Consider the following 16,079-nt stretch of genomic DNA (forward strand, 5'->3'; position numbering starts at 1 on the left):
CTTCACTCGGACGCTGCAGCATCCTCCTCGCGCAGGGCTGCCTGCTGCAGCTGCTCTTCGAGTGCGGCAATCCGGATGGCCTGCTCTCTCACCAGCAGCTGGGACAGGCGAAGCTCATCGGTCAGTTCCTGGTTGCGCTCCTCGATCTCGATGCGCTGTCCATCCAGCCGCGCCTTGTCCTGCCGGAGCACTTCGCTGGCGAGGGTTTCCCGCATGAGCTGCTGGTGCTTCGCCTCCTGTTCATTACGCAGTAGCCGCGCCTCGGTGAGCAGACGTTCGTTGTCGCGGTTGAGCTGGGTGAGCTGGTCCTGGCGCACGATCATCGACTGCTGCAATTGCCGAAGCTCCACACCCAGCTGCTGGACCTGACCTTCGTGTTGCCGCTGCTCCTGCTCGCGCTGCTCCTTGGCCGCCTGGCGGAAGTGGTCCAGCGCCAGGCGCGCATGGTTGTGTTTCTCCTCCAGCGAGAGAATCTGCGCATCCCGCTCGCGCAGGCGGGTTTCCAGGTCGCTGCCCAGCTGGCGTAGCCGGGCGTTCGCCAGGTCCGCCTGGTGCTTCTGCTCCTGGGCTGCCTGGAGCTGGGTGCGAGCTTCCTGCAGCTGGGCCTCCAGGGTTTGCATGGAGCCTTTCAACAGCTCGATCTGCGCCTGGGCGTTGCGCACCTGCTGCTGGTAGTCCAGGCGCTCGCGGGAGAGGGCGGCTCGATCTTCCGCCACGGACTGCCGGGCTTCCTGCTGCAACTGCCCCGCTAATTGCTCCACCAGTTCGCTCAGGTTGTCGCTGAGTGAGCGTGGCTGCCCGGCGCGAGGCGCCTGTTCCGCCTCGATTTCCTTCAGATAGCGATGGATCGTGGACTTCGAGCCGGTATTGCCCAGCTCGACACGCAAGGCATCGATGCTCGGATTTTCCCCACGCGCCAGTATGGCTGAGCGTGCTTTCTGTACCAGGGCCTTGTTGATTCCGCCGCGTGCCATGGGGTCTCCGACGATTTCGTAATGTGGTATGTAATATGTAAGTACGTAGCATCTTAACAAAAATAATCAATATTTGTTCTGAACAAGTTGAGGATGGATAATCACGAATTATCACGTGTGATGGCCAAGGCTGGGCGTAAACGACGCTGAAGGCCGATACAGGAAAGGAGGAGGGTGGCGATGCCCCGGAATCTGGAGCGCTATATAGAAGCTGCGACGCGCAGCAATACGCGGCGCAGCTACCAGGCCGCCATCGAGCACTTCGAGGTCGCTTGGGGCGGTTTCCTGCCCACCACCAGCGAGACCATCGCCCGCTACCTGGCCGACCATGCCGGCGTGCTCAGCGCCAATACGCTGAAGACCCGGCTGGCGGCGCTTGCGCAGTGGCATCTCAGCCAGGGCTTCCCGGATCCGACCAAGGCGCCGGTGGTGCGCAAGGTGCTCAAGGGCATTCGCGTGCTGCACCCCAGGCCGGAGAAGCAGGCGTACCCCATGCAGCTCCAGGAGCTGGAACTGTGCGTCCGGCACCTGGAGGAGGCGGCCCTGTCAGCTCACCAGGCCGGAGACGCGCCACGGCGCCGCCGCTGCCTGCGCGACCGGGCGCTGATCCTCATGGGGTTCTGGCGAGCGTTCCGCAGCGAAGAGCTTTGCCGGTTGCGCATCGAGCACATCGAGGTAACGCCAGGCAAAGGCATGACGATCTTCCTGCCATGGAGCAAGAGCGACCGGGAAAACCTTGGCCAGACCTTCCATGCGCCGGCATTGGCCCGTTTGTGCCCAGTGCAGGCATATCTGGACTGGATGGCCGAGCTTGGCCAACGGCAAGGGCCGGTTTTTCGGGGTATCGACCGCTGGGGACACGCGGGCGATGCCCAGTTGCATCCCAACAGCGTCATTCCGATCCTGCGCGCCGCCTTGAGTGAATGCGGCCTGTCTGCGGAGCGTTACAGCAGCCACTCGCTGCGGCGCGGCTTTGCGACCTGGGCGACGCGCAGCGGTTGGGATCAGAAGACCCTGATGAGTTATGTGGGCTGGCGGGACCCGAAGTCGGCCTTGCGCTATGTCGATCCGGCAGGTTCGTTTCCCGGTCAGTTCGCCATTACCTAGACCGCCTGCTTTGTTCTGGGGGCAGATGAAGAAATCGAGCGGCTTGGAGCCTGCCTAACGGAGTATTTTGCTTCCCCTGCGATGCCGCTAAGGTATCTGGAAGTCTGACCGCCACTGGAGCCGATCCACGCAATGGCAACCCCTTCTGCCCGGATACGAGAGCTGTGCCTGCCCAACGGCCTGCGCGTCGTGCTCGTCCATGCGCCGGAGTCGTCGAGGGCCGCGGCGCTGGTCCGGGTCGCGGCGGGGAGCCACGACGAGCCGGCGGACTTTCCGGGGCTCGCGCATTTCCTCGAGCATCTGCTGTTTCTCGATAGCGCCGGCCATCGCGCGCAGCAGCGGCTGATGCCCTGGGTGCAGGGGCACGGCGGCCGCCTGAATGCCAGTACCCAGGCGCGTACGACCGACTTCTTCTTCGAGGTGGCGGCCGCAGACCTGGGTGACGGCCTGCTGCGCCTGGTGGACATGCTGGCCCGGCCGCTGCTCGACCCCTCCGCGCAATTGAGCGAGCGCGAAGTGCTGGAGGCCGAATACATCGCGCGCTCGGCGGATGCCGACACGCTGATCGATGCGGCCCTGGCGGCTGCCGTGGCCCTGGATCACCCGCTGCGCCGTTTCGTGGCGGGCCGGCGTGCCAGCCTGCCGGTGGAAAGCGCGACTTTCCAGCATGCCCTGGCCGCCTATCATCGAGCGCATTATCACCCCGGCAACCTGGAACTCTGGCTGCTGGGCCCGCAACCGCTGGATGAACTGCAGGGTTTGGCGGAACACAGCTGCTCGGACTGGCCGGCACAGCCCTCGTGCCCCCGAAGCTCAGCGCCTCCGCTGTTGCCCTGGGCGCAGGACGCCCTGGCCCTGCGGCTCCCCGGAGTACCGAGACTGGTGCTGGCATTCGCCCTCGACGGGCTGGACGCGTCCGCCGAGCAGGCCGTGGAGAGTCTGGGCGAGCGCCTTCGCGACGAGTCTTCCGGCGGTCTGCTGGCCTGGCTGGGCGAGCGCGGGCTGGCGGATGACGCCGCCCTGCGTGTTGTCTATCACGCCCAGGGGCAGGCCCTGCTGGCGGTGACATTCGAGTTGGCGCAGGTCAGCGCCGCCGCAGTCGTGGAAGCCGCGTTTCTCGACTGGCTAGGTGCCTTGGGCGAATGCGCCAGCGAGGTGATACAGACCAGCCTGGGAGACTTCGAGCAACTGCCAGCGCTGGAGCAATTGCGTTTGCGCATACGGGGGCTGCCCGCTGCTCCGGCTGGCGATTGGCTGGAGAGCCTCGGCCGGGCACCCAGGGTCCTCATGCTGGTCGCACCGGATGTCCAGGGCAAGGCAGTCGAGACGGCAGGCTTCCCGCTGCGGCTCGATCGACCCGCGCTGCCCACCTGCGATCTGCATCCACAGCCCTGGACCTTCACCGCGCCCTTGCCAGCCAGCACGGCTGAGGCGGGGGCGCTGCACCTGCGCTGGCGTTTTGCGGAGCGTCCGTGCCGCAGCCATTTCCTCGCCCTGCGCCTGGCCTTGCGCCCCATCGGCGGCCAGGCGCGATCCGGCGGCGTGACACTGAAACTGGAGGAGGAGGGCCCTGACTGGGCGTTGTCGGTGAGCGGGCCGCGCGACCGTCTGGAAGCGCCCCTGACCGATGCGCTGAAGGCACTGCAACAGCCGTCACCCTCGGTACTGGAGCAAGGCGAGCGTCTGCTGCGGCGCGAGCGCGACCGCCAGACGGCGGACCTGCCCATCCGCCAGTTGCTCGCCGCCTTGCCCTCCGTCCTGGCAGGGAGCGCCATGGCCGCTCCAGACTGGGCGACCGCGCGCTGGGACCTGCTGGAACAAGGGGCGGCGCTTCCGGCAAACGTCCATATCCCCGGTGTGCGTGCCACCATACCGCTTCCCTTGCCGGTGCTGCCCGGCGGACGTCACTGGCAGCGCTGGGCGGCCGAAGGGGAGGCGGCGCTGGCGCTGTTCTGCCCCTTGCCCGATCGGGATGCGGCCTGCGAGGCCCGCTGGCGGCTGCTCGCACGGGCGCTGGAGCCCGGCTTTCACCAGCGCCTGCGCGGCCAACTGAACCTGGGCTATGCGTTGTACTGCGGCTTCCGCCAGGTCGGCGGCTGGCGCGGCCTGCTGTTCGCGGTGCAATCGCCCCACGCCGGGCCTGACGAGCTACTGCGTCATCTGCAGGACTTCCTCGACGGCGCCGCCCTGGACGTGATGACCGAACAACAGCTGCACGACCTGGCCAGCCACCTGGCCGGCCCCAGGGATGCCTGGCAGGACCGCCTGGCCGGCGTCACGGACGACCACCACGAACGCCTGATCGACTGCACCCGCCACCTGACCCGCGCCGACCTCAAGGCCGCCCACGCCGAGCTGCTCGCAGCCAACGGCGGCTGGTGGCTGCTCGCCAACCGCGCCTGAAATCCTTCCTTACGCCGCTTCCGGGGCCTGTCGCCCTGGAGGCTTTCCTGCGACTTTTGTCCGGCGCCGCAAGGACTGCTCCCTAGGTGGCAATACCGTCTCGACCATGGTGCCCGTCCCAGCGTCGGGGACGGGCCATGGCCTTGCGCAGCAGGCCCCGCGCCCCGGCCAAGGCAGCGGCAAAACGCGCCCAATGCAGCGTATGGCCGCTGTCGCCCCGTTTCGATAATCGCTTCCGCCACGACTGAACCGCAGTCGTTACATCCACGCGGAGAGCGTCATGAACAAGAACAACACCGCCATTCGCCGTATCCTGCCCCTGTCCCTGGTTTCCCTTGGGGCGCTGGGTTTCCTGCAGGCGGCCGTCGCCGACATCAAGCTGTACGACAAGGACGAAACCACTTTCTCCACCGACGGCTACTTCAATACCTTCTACGTCAACAGCGACGTGGACCGGAACGGCGAAACCTACGACCGTCGCCAGTCGCGGGTGAAGATGGGCTTTCTGCCCAACTACATCGGTTTCACCTTCGGCAAGCAGGTCAACGACCTGACCCTCACCGGGCGTTCCTCGTTCTGGGTGACCATCAACGACAGCGAGCAGGACGGCACCAGCACCGCCATCGATGTCCGCCAGTTCTACGGCAACGTCGCCGGCGACTGGGGCGAGGTGCTGATCGGCAAGGACTTCGGCCTGTTCTCGCGCTCCAACATCTTCCTCGACGAACTCCTCGCCGGCTTCGGCAACGCCAGCGACACCCTGGGCCTGGTGGACGGCAAGGGCGTGTCCTTCGGCAACATCGGCACCGGCTACCCGTACCCGTTCCCGACCTCGCAGATCACCTACCGCAACAACAACCTGGTGGAAGGCCTGCGCGTGGCGGTCGGTATCATGGACCCGATCGACACCAACCAGATCGACAAGGACGCCAGCGACGGCCTCGACGACAAGGCCTACCAGGACAACCCGCGCTACGAGAGCGAGGTCAGCTACCAGTTCGACCTGGCCGGCGCGCAGATCTACAGCTGGGTCAACGGCGCCTACCAGACCTCGAAGAACACCAACGACGAAGTCGACGACGTGACCTCCAAGGGCCTGGGTTACGGCATCCAGGCGAAGATGGGCGGCATTTCGCTGACCGGCTCGGGCTTCACCGCCAAGGGCATCAACCCCTTCTTCACCAACAACGCCGGCGAAGCTGCGCTGCGCGAAGTGGACAGCAACGGCATGCTGCTGCAGGGCTCCTACACCTGGGGCAAGAACCGCATGGCGCTGTCCTACGGCGAAACCCGCGACGACGGCAACGGCCTGGGCACTGCCGCCGACTACTCGACCAAGGGCATTGCCTACTTCCGCACCATCAACGACAACCTGAAGCTGGTGGCCGAGTACAACGTGTACGAGATCGACGGGCGCAAGGGTTCGACCGTCAGCGAAGACACCGACACGCTCGCCGTGGGAGCGGTGCTCAACTGGTAATTCTCCAAGACTCCTTTGGCTCCATTTCGGCGGGCTGACCTTCGGGTTGCCCGCTTTTTTTATCTCAAGGACGGATTGTCATGTTCGGATTGTGGAGCGCACACGCGCAGACGTACCTGGTGGTTCTATCCATCGCCACCACCCTGGTATTTGCCTTGCCCATCTTCCTGGTGCCGCTGCTGTGGGCGCGGGTGATGCGCTGGACGTTGCCGGAGCAGACTGATCTGGCGGTGTATTTCGGGCGCTGCCTGGGGGCGTTCATTCTGATCGTCGAGGGGCTGATGCTGCGTGCGGCGCTGACGGGAGAGGCGCTGGTGACGACCTTCGAGGTGCTGGCGGCGGTGGCGGGGTTCATGGTGGTCGTCCATGTCTACGGGGCGCTGCGGCGGGTTCAGCCATGGACGGAGACGGTGGAGACCGGGTTTTATGTGGGGATGCTGGTGCTGACGTTGCTGTTCTGGCCGGTTACCTGATGCGGACCTGATGGCGTATCAGCTCTCGTAGGAGCGGACTCCGTCCGCGATGCTTTTCGTTTGGGTGTTTCTGCGCCGCTTCGGCGTGCGCTGGGACTTTTTGTTTCGCCCCCTCGGGCGAGTCCCTTTTGTCAAACGACACAAAAGGAACCAAAAGGTCTTGCCCCATCATCCGGGTCCCGCTTCGCGGGACTCCCCTCGCTCCATCGAAGTTTCAGGGGCCCGCGTCGACGGGCCATCCCTGGCCCGACGACGCTCTCGCGGCATCCATGCCGCTCAACCCCTGAAACTCCGATTCCACTCGGCCTCCTGAAGGGGCGCTCGGAGTGCGCGGAGGTTTTTCTGGAAGTCATCAAGAGCCAAAGCCAGAGCAAAGGGCATGATGCGCTTTCGTAGGAGCAACTGTCTTTTGGGCTCCCGCGTTCGCGGGAGTGACGGGGGGTGATTCGCGTTCCCCTGCGTTATCCCCGCGAACGCGGGGACCCAGAAAACAACGTAAGCGGACCTTGTCCGCGAAATCCATCGCGGCGGAAGCAGCGCTGACAGATTGATTCCGATGTGTGTGGCCAGTCCGTAGGAGCGAGCTTGCTCGCGAACCCGACTGACGCCGGCCTTGCCGGCGGATCGAGGAGAAGCTCCGCTCCTGCAAGATATCCCGCTACTTTCGGATAACCCCGCCAAGACCCAAGTAGCATGGGGCCCGCGCCAGCCCCTTCGTAGAATGCCAACGTCGATATCCTGACCAGGCGCCCGCCATGCACGAAACACAAGGAGTCGTTCGCGGCACGTCCAGCGCCCGCGACGCCGAGGAAGTCGCCCAGGACCTGGCGCGCCAGCTGCTGCACCCCAATCTCGGCTTCGTGCTGTTCTTCTGCTCCGCCGAGTACGACCTGCCGGCGCTGGCCGCCGCGCTGGAGCAATACTTCGGCGGCATCGACCTGGCCGGCTGCACCACCGCCGGGGAAATCACCCCGCAGGGCTATGGCCGTGGCTGTGTCACCGCCGTCGGCTTCGACCTGCGCAGCTTCGCCATCTCCTGCGCGCTGGTGGACGAGATGGAGCGCTTCAGCCTGATCGACGCGCAGCAGATGGTCGAATCCCTGGTGGCCGACTGCCGCAGTGCCGGGCTCGCGCCGATCAAGGACCACAGCTTCGCCCTGACCCTGCTCGACGGCCTCTCCAGCCGCGAGGAAGTGGTGCTCGCCGCGCTCAGCGCCGCCCTCGGCGCCATTCCGCATTTCGGCGGTTCGGCCGGCGACGACAACCACCTGACCCACACCCACGTCTACTACCAGGGCCAGTTCCACACCGGGGCAGCGGTGGTCGTGCTGTTCAACACCTGGCTGGATTTCGAGGTGTTCACCACCCACCACGTACTGCCCAGCGAGGAGAAGCTGGTGGTCACCCGTGCCGACAGCGACAGCCGCCGGGTGCTGGAACTCAACGCCGAACCGGCCGCGCTGGAGTTCGCCCGGCTGGTCGGGGTGCCGCTGGAGCAGCTGGATTTCTCGCTGTTCCCGGCGCATCCGCTGGCGGTACGGGTGCGCGACCAGTACTACGTGCGCTCGATCCAGCAGATCAACGACGACCTCAGCCTGACCTTCTACTGCGCGGTGGAGAACGGCATCGTCCTCACCGCCATGCGCACCGGCCCGCTGCTGCCAGGCCTTCAGGCGCAGTTCCAGCGCCTGCACGAACGCCTCGGCCCGCCACTCCTGACCATCGGCTGCGACTGCTTCCTGCGTCGCCTGGAGCTGGAAGTGGCCGGCGATACCGAACCCACCGCCGAATTTCTCCGAAGCCAGCAGGTGATCGGCTTCAACACCTACGGAGAGCAGTTCAATGGCATGCACATCAACCAGACCTTCACCGGTGTCGCCATTGGCCGTCCCCGGGGCAACGGCGGACGCTGAGCTGCGCGCGCGCATCGAGGAGCTGGAGCGCGACAATCGCAAGCTGCAGCGGATCAACGCGGCGCTGATCGAACGCGTCGAGTCCGCCACTTCGCGCGGCGACAACGCCTACGGCGCCTTCCAGCATTCGGTGGTGCTGGCCGAGCAGGTGCGCGAGCGCACCGATGCGCTGAGCGAGGCGATGGTCGAGCTGAAATCCAGCAATCAGCTGCTCAGCGACGCGCGCCTGCGCGCCGAGACCGCGCACCAGCACCTGCTGGACGCCATCGAGAGCATCTCCGACGCCTTCGTGCTGTTCGACCCGCAGCAGCGCATCGTCCTCTACAACGAGCGCTTCCGTGCCTTCTGGGCGCAGACCCGTGCGCGCGTCGGCGCCGGAACGCGGCTCAGCGAAGTCCGCCGGCTGGCGCAGAGCAGCGGGCTGATCGTCGAAGAGCAGCGCAGCAGCGACGATGAACACACCCTCTACCGCCTGCGCAACGACCGCTGGGTGCGCGTCACCGAGCGGCCGACCCGCGACGGCGGGCTGGTGGTGCTCTACAGCGACATCACCGAGATCAAGCAGAACGAAATGGCCCGCCGCGAGCAGGCGGTGGCGCAGAAGTCGCACCTGCTGCAACGCGCCGTGGACAACCTGTCCCAGGGCGTGGCCATGGTCGGCGCCGATGGCACGCTGGAGCTGTGGAACCGGCGCTTCCTGGAACTCTGCGGGCTGGCGCCGATCGAGGCGCACCGGCCCTTCGCCGAGGTCATGGCGGACAGCGAACTGCCGTTGCTGACCCCGCGCAGCCGCCCGCGCAAGGGCGAGGCGGAAGGGGTGATCGAGCAACGCCTGTTCGACGGGCGCATGCTGGAAATCCGCACCCATGCGCTGCCCACCGGTGGCTTCGTCAACACCTTCACCGACATCACCGAGCGCTACCGCCACGCCGAGGCGCTGCGCGAGAGCGAGCGCTGGATCCGCCTGATCACCGACCAGGTGCCGGCGCTGATCGCCTACCTGACTGCCGATCTCGACTACGACTTCACCAACAAGGTCTACGAGGAGTGGTACCGCTGGCCCAGCGGCTCGATGCTCGGGCGCAACCTGCGCGAGGTACACAGCGCGGAGCACTGCCAGCGCCTGGAACCGTACTTCGAGCGCGCGCTGTCCGGCGAGAGCGTCACCTTCGAGATCGCCGAGACCAACCTGTCCGGGCAGGAGCGCTACATGCAGCGCTCCTACGTGCCCAACCGCCAGGCCGACGGCACGGTGAGCGGGTTGTTCGTGCTGATCCGCGACATCACCGAGCGCCGCCGTACCGCCGAGGCGCTGCACCAGGCCTACCAGAACCTGGAACAGCGGGTGCGCGAACGGACCGCCGAGCTGACCAGCCTGAACGACCAGCTCAAGCGCGAGATCGACGAGCGCAGCCAGGTCGAGGGACGCCTGCGCGAGGCCAAGCGCGAGGCGGAGCAGGCCAACCTGTCGAAGACCAAGTTCCTCGCCGCCGTCAGCCACGATCTGCTGCAACCGCTGAACGCCGCGCGGCTGTTCACCAGCGCCTTGCAGGAACGTGGCGGCGATGCGCTGGTGCGCAACATCAGCCAGTCGCTGGAGGACGTGGAGAACCTGCTCGGCACGCTGGTGGACATCTCCAAGCTGGACGCCGGGGTGATCAAGCCGGACATCGCGTCCTTCGACGTTGGAGAGCTGCTCGGCAACCTCGCCGCCGAGTATCGCCAGGTGGCGGCCAGCGAAGGGCTGGCGCTGGATTTCGTACCTTGCGGCGCCCAGGTGCGCAGCGACCTGCAGCTGCTGGCGCGGATCCTGCGCAACCTGCTGTCGAATGCGATCCGCTACACGCCTTCCGGGCGGGTGCTGCTGGGTTGCCGGCGGCGTCGGCACAGCCTGTGGATCGAGGTTTGGGACACCGGCGTGGGCATTGCCGGCGACAAGCTCGGGGAGATATTCCAGGAGTTCAAGCGCGGTGACGTGCAGCGCTTCCACCAGGATCGCGGGCTCGGCCTGGGTCTGGCCATCGTCGAGAAGATCGCCCGCATGCTCGGCCATCGTATCCAGGTGGAGTCGGTGCCGGGCAAGGGCTCGCGCTTCGCCATCGAAGTGCCGCTGGCACGCCGTGTGGCCCGTGTTGCCCCCGAGCCGGAGCGCACCGCCGACGACCTGGTGGAGCGGCTGCGCGGCTCGCGGGTCTGGGTGCTGGATAACGATGCCTCGATCTGCGCCGGCATGCGTACGTTGCTGGAAACCTGGGGCTGCCAGGTGATCACGGCGCTGTCGGAGGAGGACCTGGCGCGGCAGGTGGACAATTTCCATGCCGAGTCCGACCTGCTGATCGTCGACTATCACCTGGACGACGGGGTGAACGGCATCGACGCGGTGGCCTCGATCAACGCCCGCCGCGCCACACCGCTGCCGGCGCTGATGATCACCGCCAACTACAGCAACGAGCTGAAGCAGCAGGTCCGCGAACTGGGGCACACGCTGATGCACAAGCCGGTCCGGCCGATGAAGCTGAAGACAGCGCTGTGCCATCTCATCGATAGCGCTCATTGATTCGGCTGCGGCATTCCTCCTGTAGGAGCGGGCCATGCCCGCGATCGCGCGCATGGCCCGCTCCTACAGATGGGCGCTGTACGTCGGCGTTTCCTGGTGAGAGTGGATTTCGTCGCGATGGATTTCGCGGACAAGGTCCGCTCCTACAGGGAGGCTCCGTCGTTTGGGCTTGCCCTCACCCCAACCCTCTCCCTCTGGGAGAGGGTTGGGGTGAGGGAGAGTCGACTGCGCCGAGGTATCAAGTTACCTGTAGGAGCGAGGGGGACGCCATCGTTATTGCTCGCGAACCTGGTCCCACAGCGGAGTCTGTTCGCGAGCAAGCTCGCTCCTACAAAGAGCAAAGGCAGATCAGGCGCGTTGGGCGACGGGCGCGCGCACCTTGGCCAGCAGGATCAGGCCGATCCCGCCCAGCACGGCGATAGAAACCAGCGCCAGGCGCAGGCTGATCATCTCGCCCAATAGCAGCGCGCCGGAGAGGGCGGCCAGAATCGGTACACTCAACTGCACGGAAGCGCCCTGAATCGCCGACAAACCGGGCAGCGCGCTGTACCAGATCGCATAGCCGATCCCCGAGGCCACCGCGCCGGACAGCACGGCATACGCAATGCCCAGGGTGTCGACCCGCAAATGCGAGTGGAAGAACACCGCCAGCAATGCCGCAAAGGCAATGGCGCGGACAAAGTTGCCGGTGGTGATCGCCAGCGGATCGCTGCCCTTGCGCCCGAGCAGCGAATACAGCCCCCAGGCCACGCCCGAGAGCAGCATCAGCAGCGCACCTGCCAGCGGCGGCGCACTGGCGCTGGGCAGCAACTGGGCGAGCAGCCCGCCCAGGGCCAGCAGGAAACCGAGCAGCGCCTGCCCACGCAGGCTTTCACCGCGCAGCAGGCCGACCAGGATCATGGTCACCTGTACCGCGCCGAACAGCAGCAGCGCGCCGGTACCAGCGTCCAGTTGCACATAGGCATAGGAGAATGCCGCGGCGTACACGAACAAGGCCGCCGCCGCACGCCAGTTGCCGCCCTGGCTGGCGGCACGGCGGCGCAGTTGCAGCAGCAGGGTCAGCATCAGTGCGCCCGAGCAGATGCGGATGCCGGTGAAGCTCACCGCATCGATGCTGGTGGCCTTCAGCGCCAGGCGGCAGAGGATGGAATTGCCGGCGAAGGCGATCATCGCCAGACCGGTGAGGCTCAAAGTGCGGGTGGAAGGCATCGAGGGGTTCCCGGAACGGCACTTGATCAATCAGCGGCGCAGATAGGCCGTGAAGTCGATATCGCTCGCGCAGAGGATGGCCTGCACGCGGTTGTGCACCTTCAGCTTGCGCAGGATGGCGGAGACGTGGGCCTTCACCGTGGTTTCGGCGATCTCCAGGTTGTAGGCGATCTGCTTGTTGGATTCGCCCTTGGTCATCCGTTCCAGCACCAGCAGTTGCTTGCGGGTCAGTGCCTGCAGCAGTTCCGGCGGGATGCTGTGGTCTTCCTGGCCGCTGCGGCGCGGCGAGGATTTCTGCGTGCGGATGATGTCCGACGGCAGGTAGACGTTGCCGTTGAGAATCTGCTCGATGGCCTCGGTCATCTGCACGCGCGGCGAGGACTTGGTGATGAAGCCCACGGCGCCATAGGTGATGGCCTGCAGCACGACCTGCTTGTCCTGCTCGGCGGAGACGATCACCACCGGGATGGTCGGCGCCTCGTTGCGCAGGCTCATCAGACCGTTGAGGCCGTGCATGCCGGGCATGTTCAGGTCGAGCAGGATCAGGTCGAGATCGTCATGTTCCTGGGTCAGGCCCAGGGCGCTGTCGAGGTCGGCGGTCTCCATCACTTCGCTGCCGGGGAAGCCATCGGCGATGACGTTATGGATGGCCTCGCGGAACAGCGGGTGATCGTCGGCGATCAGTATCTTGTACATGGCCTACACCTCGTTATTGTCGTTATGGGTGGCGAGCGGCAAGGCGCCGTTGGTCTACTTCAGCGGTTGCGGTTGTGCATCCTGCAGGGGCAGTCCTGCCTGTTCCCAGGCGTCGATACCGTCACGGTACCAGTAGAGGCTGGAGTAGCCCAGCGCGTGTGCGCGGCGGATGGCGTTCCAGCTCATCCAGCAGTCGGAACGGCAGTAGAACACCAGCGGACGCTTGGCATCGCCTTCGGTCAGGCGGGCGAGGTTCTGCTCGAAGTAGGCCTGCCACTGTGGCTCCAGGGTGCCGGTGCCGACGTTGGCCAGCCACAGGCTGCCGGGCAGGTTGCGGTGCTTCTCGTCCTCGACGAACTGGCCGTTGAGGACGGTGCGGCGGTAGACGTCCACCAGCCGGGTCTGCGGCTCGCGCTTGAGCAGCGCCTGCAGGGCAGGGGTGTCGAGGGTGGTCGCGTGGTCGGCGGAAGGCGGCGTCGGGCTACGGTACTGGGTCTGGCGGTAGCCGTCGGCGGAAAACAGCGGCGCGTCGTCGGCCTGCGCGGTCGGGAGCGCGAAGGTCAGGCTGAGCAGGCACGCGGCCAGGCAGCCGGGCAGGGCAGAGGCAAGGCGAGGCATGGCGGTATCTCTGATAGTTCTTCTTGTGCTGGCCATTACATGCCAGCGGCGCGTCTTTGGAAATTCGACGTGAGGAGGGGCGAACCAGTACCAAAGTAGTAGGTTTCACCCCTTGCGCAGGGCGGCGTGCTGCGGGTTGAAGGTCAGTACGGCGAGGCCGGCGAAGAGCAGCGTCAGCCCAAGGCAGACGCCAGCGGCCAGCGGGTTGAAGCGTTCGTAGAGGGCGAAACGCACCAGTTCGACCGCATGGCTGAACGGGTTCAGCGCGCACAGCCAGTACAGCCACTGGCTGGCCTCGCGCATCTTCCACAGCGGGTAGAGCGCGGAGGAGAGGAAGAACAGCGGGAAGATGACGAAATTCATCACCCCGGCGAAGTTTTCCAGCTGGCGGATGCCGTTGGACAGCAGCAGCCCCAGCGCGCCCAGTAGCAGGGCGGCGAGCAACAGAGCCGGCAGCGCCGCCACCAGCCCCACGGCGGGCGGCTGCACGCCGTACAGCCAGGCGATCAGCAGGAAGGCATAGACCTGCAGCAGCGAGACCAGCGCGGTGGCCAGCAGCTTGCTGGCGAGCAGGAAGGCGCGGGGCAGCGGGCTGGTCAGCAGCACGCGCATGCTGCCCATCTCGCGGTCATAGACCATCGACAGCGAGCCCTGCATGCCGTTGAATAGCAGGATCATGCAGCACAGCCCGGGCACGATGTAGGTCTCGTAGGTGACGTAGGTGTCGTACGGTTCGATGATCGAGATGCCCAGCGCGGCGCGGAAGCCGGCGGCGAACACCAGCAGCCAGAGCAGCGGCCGCACCAGGGCGCTGAGGAAGCGCGAGCGCTGCAGGACGAAGCGCAGCCACTCGCGCACGACGATGCCGCGCAGGCATTGCCAGTAGGCGGCGGGGCCGAAGCGCGGGTTCTCCAGGGCGCTCATGCGCAGGCCTCCAGGCGGGTCAGGCGGTCGAAGGTACGTTCCAGGCTGCCGGCGTCCGGCGCGCAGATGTCACGCGCCTCGCCACGAGCGACCAGGTGGCCGCGATCGAGCACCAGCAGCGCGTCCTCGGCACGGACTTCGTCCAGCAGATGGGTGGTCCAGAGCACCGCCAGGCCATCCTCGCGGCACAGCCGGCGGACGTGCTCGTTGAGCGCCTGGCGCGCCGCCGGATCGAGGCCGACGCTGGCCTCGTCGAGCAGCAGCAGGCGCGGGCGGTGCAGCAGGGCGCGGGCGATTTCCACCCGGCGACGGTGGCCTCCGTTGAGTGCGCGGACCTTGTCGCGGCGGCGCTCCTGCAGCTGCTGGCGGGCCAGTTCGGCGTCGATCCGCTCGTTCGCCACGCTGCGCGGCAGGCCGTGCAGGGCGGCGTGGTAGCGCAGGTTCTGCTCCACGCTCAGGTCCAGGTCCAGGGTGCTCTGCTGGAACACCACGCCCAGCTCGCGCAGGGCCAGGCGTGGCTGGCGACGCAGGCTGCAGCCGAGCACCTCGATCTCACCCTGCTGCAGGTCGTAGAGGCGGGTGAGCAGGGCCACCAGAGTGGACTTGCCGGCGCCGTTGGGCCCCAGCAGCGCGGTGAAGCGCCCGGCGGGCAGTTCGAAGTCCAGCCCGTCGAGGGCGCGCCGTGGGCCGTAGGCAAAGCTCAGGTCGCGGACAGTGAGCGCGTTCATGGCGTCACCACCACGCCCCAGGGATAGCGGCCGACCTTGATGGATTTGCTGACCTTGCGCGAAGCCACGTCGATCACCGACACGTCGCCACTGACGCCGTTGGTGGCGAGCAGGGTCTTCTCGTCCGGGGTAAACGCCAGGTGCCAGACCCGGCGGCCCACCAGCAGGTAGTCGAGCACCTCGAAGGTCTTCGCATCCACCACGGCCACATGGTTGGCCGGGCCGAGGGCGACGAAGGCGTACTTGCCATCCCGGGTCAGCTGTACGCCCACCGGCTGCACCTTGTCCGGGTGCACGCCCTGGATGGCGAAGCGCAGGGTCTTGAGGATCTTGCGGCTGGCGGTGTCGACCACGCTGACGGTGCCGCCGATTTCCGCGGAGACCCAGACCTGCGAGCCGTCGCGGGTGAACTCGGCGTGGCGCGGGCGCTGGTCCACCAGGGTGCTGTCCACCAGCTTCTGCGTCCCGGTATCGATCCAGTGCAGCATGTTGGTGGTCTCGCTGGTATTCACCGCCCACTTGCCGTCCGGGCTCACCGCCATGCCTTCGGGCTCGACGCCGACGTCGATCTGCCCGAGTACCTGGGCGGTCTGGGTATCCACCACCGTGACCAGCGCATCGTCCTCGTTGGAGATGTACAGCCAGCGGTCGTTGGGGTGCAGGGCGAACTGCTCGGGGTCGGCGCCCGACGGCAACTGCTTGATGATCTTGCGGGTGGCCAGGTCCAGCACCTGCACGGTGTCCGAATCGCTCGCGCAGATGTACAGCAGCTTGTTGTCATGGGACAGCGCCAGGCCGCGCGGGCGTTTGCCGGTGTCGATGGTGCCGGTGACAGTCATGCTGTCCAGGTCGATGACACTGAGGTTGTTGTCCTTCTCGTTGGACACATAGGCGGTGGCGGCAATGGCGGGTGGCGTCTGATAGAGTGCGACGCCCAGGCAGGCCAGGGCCAGCAGGCGGGGCAGGGAGGGGCAGGGCATGGACGCGGTCCTCATGG

13 protein-coding genes are annotated in these 16,079 nt (G+C 66.4%); 6 read left to right on the top strand and 7 right to left on the bottom strand.

The annotated features are described in order from the left end of the window. Nucleotides 1–2 precede the first annotated feature (2 nt). Nucleotides 3–974: a DNA-binding protein gene (locus ACQ5BL_RS25610; protein ID WP_243808224.1), complete on the bottom strand. Its 972-nt coding sequence runs from the start codon at nt 972–974 to the stop codon at nt 3–5. Between the two features lie 180 nt (nt 975–1,154). On the opposite strand from ACQ5BL_RS25610, the gene ACQ5BL_RS25615 reads away from it, so the two are divergent. From ACQ5BL_RS25615 to nahK, 6 genes are all read left to right on the top strand, one after another. Then, nucleotides 1,155–2,081, top strand: a complete 927-nt coding sequence (locus tag ACQ5BL_RS25615; protein ID WP_243808225.1) for a site-specific integrase — start codon at nt 1,155–1,157, stop codon at nt 2,079–2,081. Nucleotides 2,082–2,213: 132 nt separating this feature from the next. Further along, on the top strand, nt 2,214–4,484 hold the full coding sequence (pqqF, locus tag ACQ5BL_RS25620; RefSeq protein ID WP_243808226.1) for a pyrroloquinoline quinone biosynthesis protein PqqF: 2,271 nt from the start codon (nt 2,214–2,216) through the stop codon (nt 4,482–4,484). A gap of 280 nt (nt 4,485–4,764) precedes the next feature. Beyond that, nucleotides 4,765–5,964 carry a porin gene (locus ACQ5BL_RS25625; protein WP_207887663.1) on the top strand — a complete coding sequence of 400 codons (1,200 nt, stop codon included), beginning with the start codon at nt 4,765–4,767 and terminating at the stop codon, nt 5,962–5,964. A gap of 80 nt (nt 5,965–6,044) precedes the next feature. Beyond that, nucleotides 6,045–6,437 (top strand): hypothetical protein, encoded by a 393-nt coding sequence (locus tag ACQ5BL_RS25630; RefSeq protein WP_243808227.1) that lies wholly within the window; start codon nt 6,045–6,047, stop codon nt 6,435–6,437. 755 nt (nt 6,438–7,192) lie between these two features. Then, on the top strand, nt 7,193–8,350 hold the full coding sequence (gene nosP, locus ACQ5BL_RS25635) for a nitric oxide-sensing protein NosP (protein ID WP_207888222.1): 1,158 nt from the start codon (nt 7,193–7,195) through the stop codon (nt 8,348–8,350). After that, complete coding sequence (gene nahK / locus ACQ5BL_RS25640) at nt 8,280–10,907, top strand: hybrid sensor histidine kinase/response regulator NahK/ErcS' (RefSeq protein ID WP_243808228.1); 2,628 nt, start codon at nt 8,280–8,282, stop codon at nt 10,905–10,907. Before nosP ends, nahK begins: the two co-directional genes overlap by 71 nt. A 348-nt stretch (nt 10,908–11,255) precedes the next feature. On the opposite strand, the gene ACQ5BL_RS25645 is transcribed toward nahK, so the two are convergent. The 6 genes from ACQ5BL_RS25645 to ACQ5BL_RS25670 all read right to left on the bottom strand — a co-directional run bounded on the left by ACQ5BL_RS25645 (nt 11,256) and on the right by ACQ5BL_RS25670 (nt 16,062). Beyond that, entirely contained in the window at nt 11,256–12,116 is an 861-nt protein-coding gene (locus ACQ5BL_RS25645; protein WP_243808229.1) for a DMT family transporter, read from the bottom strand. A gap of 30 nt (nt 12,117–12,146) precedes the next feature. Continuing rightward, the gene (agmR, locus tag ACQ5BL_RS25650; RefSeq protein ID WP_207888219.1) at nt 12,147–12,812 is read right to left on the bottom strand and encodes a response regulator AgmR; all 666 of its coding nucleotides are present in this window, start codon (nt 12,810–12,812) and stop codon (nt 12,147–12,149) included. 54 nt (nt 12,813–12,866) lie between these two features. Further along, a complete protein-coding gene (locus tag ACQ5BL_RS25655; RefSeq protein WP_207888218.1) occupies nt 12,867–13,430 on the bottom strand; it encodes a PQQ-dependent catabolism-associated CXXCW motif protein in 564 nt (187 codons plus the stop codon). Between the two features lie 105 nt (nt 13,431–13,535). Continuing rightward, nucleotides 13,536–14,354: an ABC transporter permease gene (locus ACQ5BL_RS25660; protein ID WP_243808230.1), complete on the bottom strand. Its 819-nt coding sequence runs from the start codon at nt 14,352–14,354 to the stop codon at nt 13,536–13,538. Continuing rightward, complete coding sequence (locus tag ACQ5BL_RS25665) at nt 14,351–15,082, bottom strand: ABC transporter ATP-binding protein (RefSeq protein ID WP_243808231.1); 732 nt, start codon at nt 15,080–15,082, stop codon at nt 14,351–14,353. The genes ACQ5BL_RS25660 and ACQ5BL_RS25665 overlap by 4 nt, the downstream gene beginning before the upstream one ends. Continuing rightward, nucleotides 15,079–16,062 carry a YVTN family beta-propeller repeat protein gene (locus ACQ5BL_RS25670; RefSeq protein WP_243808232.1) on the bottom strand — a complete coding sequence of 328 codons (984 nt, stop codon included), beginning with the start codon at nt 16,060–16,062 and terminating at the stop codon, nt 15,079–15,081. Before ACQ5BL_RS25670 ends, ACQ5BL_RS25665 begins: the two co-directional genes overlap by 4 nt. Nucleotides 16,063–16,079: the final 17 nt, after the last annotated feature.

The organism is Pseudomonas sp. B1-22, from assembly GCF_050474425.1.
Classification (GTDB): Bacteria; Pseudomonadota; Gammaproteobacteria; order Pseudomonadales; family Pseudomonadaceae; genus Pseudomonas.

Bases quoted from the DNA above. Each gene is read 5' to 3' on its own strand.
- ACQ5BL_RS25645 (WP_243808229.1), bottom strand. From the start codon at position 12,116: ATGCCTTCCACCCGCACTTTGAGCCTCACCGGTCTGGCGATGATCGCC.
- ACQ5BL_RS25660 (WP_243808230.1), bottom strand. From the start codon at position 14,354: ATGAGCGCCCTGGAGAACCCGCGCTTCGGCCCCGCCGCCTACTGGCAA.
- ACQ5BL_RS25665 (WP_243808231.1), bottom strand. From the start codon at position 15,082: ATGAACGCGCTCACTGTCCGCGACCTGAGCTTTGCCTACGGCCCACGG.
- ACQ5BL_RS25630 (WP_243808227.1), top strand. From the start codon at position 6,045: ATGTTCGGATTGTGGAGCGCACACGCGCAGACGTACCTGGTGGTTCTA.
- ACQ5BL_RS25625 (WP_207887663.1), top strand. From the start codon at position 4,765: ATGAACAAGAACAACACCGCCATTCGCCGTATCCTGCCCCTGTCCCTG.
- pqqF (WP_243808226.1), top strand. From the start codon at position 2,214: ATGGCAACCCCTTCTGCCCGGATACGAGAGCTGTGCCTGCCCAACGGC.
- nahK (WP_243808228.1), top strand. From the start codon at position 8,280: ATGGCATGCACATCAACCAGACCTTCACCGGTGTCGCCATTGGCCGTC.
- ACQ5BL_RS25655 (WP_207888218.1), bottom strand. From the start codon at position 13,430: ATGCCTCGCCTTGCCTCTGCCCTGCCCGGCTGCCTGGCCGCGTGCCTG.
- agmR (WP_207888219.1), bottom strand. From the start codon at position 12,812: ATGTACAAGATACTGATCGCCGACGATCACCCGCTGTTCCGCGAGGCC.
- nosP (WP_207888222.1), top strand. From the start codon at position 7,193: ATGCACGAAACACAAGGAGTCGTTCGCGGCACGTCCAGCGCCCGCGAC.
- ACQ5BL_RS25615 (WP_243808225.1), top strand. From the start codon at position 1,155: ATGCCCCGGAATCTGGAGCGCTATATAGAAGCTGCGACGCGCAGCAAT.
- ACQ5BL_RS25610 (WP_243808224.1), bottom strand. From the start codon at position 974: ATGGCACGCGGCGGAATCAACAAGGCCCTGGTACAGAAAGCACGCTCA.
- ACQ5BL_RS25670 (WP_243808232.1), bottom strand. From the start codon at position 16,062: ATGCCCTGCCCCTCCCTGCCCCGCCTGCTGGCCCTGGCCTGCCTGGGC.